The organism is Mesorhizobium sp. M2A.F.Ca.ET.037.01.1.1 (assembly GCF_003998075.1).
Classification (GTDB): Bacteria; Pseudomonadota; Alphaproteobacteria; order Rhizobiales; family Rhizobiaceae; genus Mesorhizobium.
Window position 1 is genome coordinate 1 of the sequence record NZ_RZSA01000624.1, and the last position, 4,026, is coordinate 4,026.

At 66.9% G+C, this 4,026-nt stretch carries 3 protein-coding genes; 1 reads left to right on the plus strand and 2 read right to left on the minus strand.

Annotation, left to right across the window (positions count from 1 at the left end; translation table 11 throughout):
* Positions 1-515, plus strand: a 515-nt coding sequence (locus EOA27_RS25630) for an FAD-binding oxidoreductase (protein WP_245491159.1), incomplete at its 5' end; no start/stop codon positions are given.
* A gap of 12 nt (positions 516-527) precedes the next feature.
* On the opposite strand, the gene EOA27_RS25635 is transcribed toward EOA27_RS25630, so the two are convergent.
* Both EOA27_RS25635 and asnB read right to left on the minus strand, forming a co-directional pair.
* Positions 528-2,171, minus strand: a complete 1,644-nt coding sequence (locus tag EOA27_RS25635) for an MFS transporter (protein ID WP_126081508.1) — start codon at positions 2,169-2,171, stop codon at positions 528-530.
* A gap of 149 nt (positions 2,172-2,320) precedes the next feature.
* A partial coding sequence (gene asnB, locus EOA27_RS25640; protein ID WP_189562108.1) for an asparagine synthase (glutamine-hydrolyzing) occupies positions 2,321-4,026 on the minus strand: 1,706 nt, incomplete at its 5' end.

The following is a 4,026-nucleotide window of genomic DNA, read 5'->3' on the forward strand; positions in this document are numbered from 1 at the left end:
GCTATGCCCAGCGCACACGCGAAGGACGTATCACCATGGGCGGGCGCGGCGTGCCTTATCGCTACGGCTCGCGCACCGACATCAACGGCCAGACACAGCAGGTAACGATTGACCAGCTGCACACGATCTTGACCACGCTGTTGCCGCAGACCGCGGGGTGCCGCATCGATCACGCCTGGTGCGGCGTGCTCGGCGTGCCGCGTGACTGGTGCACGACGGTGGGGCTCGACCCGGCGACGCGCATCGGCTGGGCCGGCGGCTATGTCGGGCTCGGCGTGTCGAGCTCAAACCTCTCCGGGCGCACGCTGACCGATCTGGTGCTTGGCCAGGATACCGAACTCACGCGGCTGCCCTGGGTCAACCGCAAGGTGCGGCCCTGGGAGCCGGAGCCGTTCCGCTGGCTGGGCGTGCATTCGATGTATCAGCTCTACCGCATCGCCGACCAGCGCGAGGCGGCGGGGCTCGGCCACACGTCAAGGCTGGCCGCCCTCGCCGACAGCATCACAGGCCATTGATCGGCCAGAAGATCAGTGATCGATCGGCCCCTTAGGCGAGACAAGCGCTGTGCCAGCGGTGGTCGGGCGCTCGATCATGCGGCGTACGCGCGGCGGGTTCTCGCCGCTGTGCAGCGCGCGGATGCGTTCGCCGACCACAGCGTCGGCATGGGTGGCGCGGCGGTTGTGGCGGATGTACTCGACCCAGGTCGGCGTGTGGTAGTGCTCGATCCAGACCGACGGATCTTCGAGATCCCGCGCGAGCGTCCAGTTGCGGGCGCCGTCGCGGCGGCGGATGCGGCCGCGCTCTGCCATGGTCGTTAGGAATTCCGGCACGTCGTCCTCGCGGATGATGTACTCGATCATGACGGCGATCGGGCCGCTGCGCGGCTTGAGATCGAGCGACAGCGTCGGCTCCTTGAAGCGGTTGAGCGGATCGAGGTTGAGAACCGTCTGCTTCGGCAACGGCAGGACGAAGCCGATGGCACCGCCGGCAAGCATGGCGATCGCCGCCGCGATCAGCGCGGTCTCCGCCCCATGCGCGTCGGCGACGACGCCCCAGATCCAGCTGCCCAGCGCGATGCCGCCGAAGGTCGCCGTCTGGTAGATCGACAGCACGCGGCCGACCACCCAGCGCGGCGTCGACATCTGCACGGTGACGTTGAAATGCGAGAGCGCGATCACCCAGCAGGCGCCGCCGATGAGCAGGCCCGCTGATGTCTGCCAGCCATTGTGGCTGACCGCGGCGTTGAGGGCGCAGAGCGCGAAGCCGGCAAAGGCCATGCGCACCATCCCCTCGCTGGAAAGCAGCTGCCGCAATCGCACACTGATCAGCGCGCCGCCGACCGCGCCGATGCCGAAGGCGCCGAGCATGATGCCGTAGGTCAGCGCATCGCCCTTGAGGACGTCGCGCGCCACCAGCGGCAGCAGCGCCAGCACCGCGCCGGCGCTGAACCCGAAAGCCGAACCTCGGACCAGCACCTTGGCGATGTTGGGCGACATGGCGACATAGCGCAGGCCCGCTCCCATCGCCGCGCCCAGTGACTCGCGCGGCAGGGTCTGCTCGGGCAGCGCCGGCTTCCAGCGGGCGAGCACGACGATCAGGCCGATATAGCTGATGGCGTTGGCGGCGAAGGCGGCCGCGGCACCCGCGGCGGCGACGATGACGCCGCCGATGGCCGGGCCAACGCTTCGGGTGATGTTGAAGCCCAGCGAGTTGAGCGCGACCGCCGCCGGCACCTTGGCGCGCGGCACCATGTCGCCGACCGAAGCCTGCCATGACGGGCTGTTCAGCGCCGTGCCGCTGTCGATCAGGAAGGTGAAGGCCAGCAGCGTCCACGGCGTCATCCAGCCTTGCCAAGTGGACAAGGTCAGCAGCGCCGAGACGACCAGCATGAAGGCCTGTGCCACCAGCATCACTTTGCGGCGGTTGAAGCTGTCGGCGATGGCGCCGGCGACCAGCGCGAACAGCATGATCGGCAAGGTGGTCGAGGCCTGGACCAGCGCCACCTGGTAGGACGAGGTGGCGATCGTGGTCATCAGCCAGGCGGCGCCGACGCCCTGGATCAGGCCGCCGAAATTCGACACGAGGCTGGCCGCCCATACGGCTCGGAATATGCCGTGCCGGAACGGCGCCAGCGCGGAGACGCGTTCGCTTTCCGGCTCGTGGTCGATCATCGTTGGGCCTTCGTCCACTATTGAGGCACGCCACGCCGAAGAGGCCGGCGACTCGCCAAAGAGTGAGACCCAACAACAGGATGGCAAAGGCGAAAATGCGTCGGCGAAGCTTTAAACCAAGCATCTCGCTGGTCTGGACCAACCCCGGGCTATTTTTCGCCACTCGTCTCGGCGTGCAAGGCCTCGGTCAGGTCGCCTGTGGTGTCGCCGCGCATGTAGAGCCTGAGCAGCATTTCCATGCCGACGAGCCGCAGGCGTGACGTTTCCTGGCCCCTTGCCATGTCGATCAGGTCGTCCAACTCGGAGGACGACCATTTCATCGCGTCGCGCAGCAGACCGCCGCGCAGCAGCCCTTGCGTACCGGCCGAAAATGCATCGGCCATGTCGAAACCGATCTTTGCCGCACGAATGTTTTCATGCGGCAGATGGCGTTCGGCGACCTTCTTGAGCAGCCATTTGCCGGTGCCGTCGCGGTATTTTTGCCTGCGCGGCAGATGGAGGGCGAAGTCGATCAGCCGGTTCTCGATGAACGGCACCCTGAGCTCGACGGACGCCGCCATGCTCAGCCGGTCATGCCTGTGCAGCAGGTCCTGCAGATGCGAGTAGAGGTCGTAGAAGCAGCTTGCCAGGAAGGCGCGGTCGTCGAGCGGCGTGACCCCGTCCAGCCTGTCGAACAGCTTCATCTGCAGGAAATTCAGCTCGGGCGACAGGGCTCTGAGCGCCATGCTGCGCTCGGAGGGCGAGCCGCGGCCGATCGAGTTGCGGAACGGCGCGCGGCGTAGTTCGGCGAATTTGCGGTCGCGTCTGGCCTTCGAGCGGAACAGGCGCTGCAGCCAGGAGCGGCGCCAGAGCCGCATTGTCGATGCCTGCCATTTGTAGCCGCCGAAAAGCTCGTCGGAGCCCTCGCCGGTGAGCAGCACTTTGACGCCGTCGGCGCGGCACTGCTCGGCAAGCGCCAGCAGCGCCGCGTGGCTGGCATGCCAGCCGTCGGTCTCGAGATGCCAGACCGCACGCGGCCAGAGCTCAAGGAATCGGTTCCTGTCGAAAGGCACCCGGCGCAGGCCGACACCGACATGGCGGCCGGTTCGCTCGGCATCGGACGCCTCGCTGCGGCCGAGCTTCTGGTCGATGACATAGCCGTGCAGCTCCGGCCTGAAGCGCTTGGCGAGCGCGGTGATCAGGCCGGAATCGACGCCGCCGCTGCAGGCGGTGGCCAGGCTGGCATCGGCGATGCAATGCAGCTCGACACTCTCCTCCAGCAGCCTCTCGAGCGTCGCCATGTGCTCGGCGTCGGACACCTTGTCTTTGGCGATGCGCGCCGTCTCGATCACATCGAGGACATGCCAGAAGCGGCGCTTCTCGATGCCATCGCCGGTAATCTTCCAGAGACCGGCGGGCGGCAGCCGCTCTATGCCGTCGAAGACGCTGTAGCTGGAATCACGGCTCTGCCAGGCCAGCCGCAATGTCAGCTCGCGCGTGTCGATCCGGCGCGCAAAGTCATGGCAGGCGAGAATCGCCTTGTCCTCGGAGGCAAACAGCAAGCACTCGCCGGTGTCGGCGACCGACAATGGCTTGATGCCGAGCCTGTCGCGGGCAAGCCACAAGGCCCCGTCGCGGGCATCGAAATAGGCGAAGGAGAACATGCCGTCGAACAGCGGCACCGCTTTCTGCGGGCCCCAGTGATGCAGGGCCTGAAGCACCACTTCGGTGTCGGACACCGTGCGGAAGGTCAGGCCTTCCGCCTCCAGCGTCTTGCGTAGCGCGCGAAAATTATAGACCTCGCCATTGTAGCACAGCACGCCGTTGCCGGATGCGGTCAGCATCGGCTCGCGCGCGGCGGGCGAGGGGGCGATGA

What these genes read in the sequence shown, in the direction of transcription:
- EOA27_RS25635 (WP_126081508.1), bottom strand. Translation starts at nt 2,171, where the DNA reads ATGATCGACCACGAGCCGGAAAGCGAACGCGTCTCCGCGCTGGCGCCG.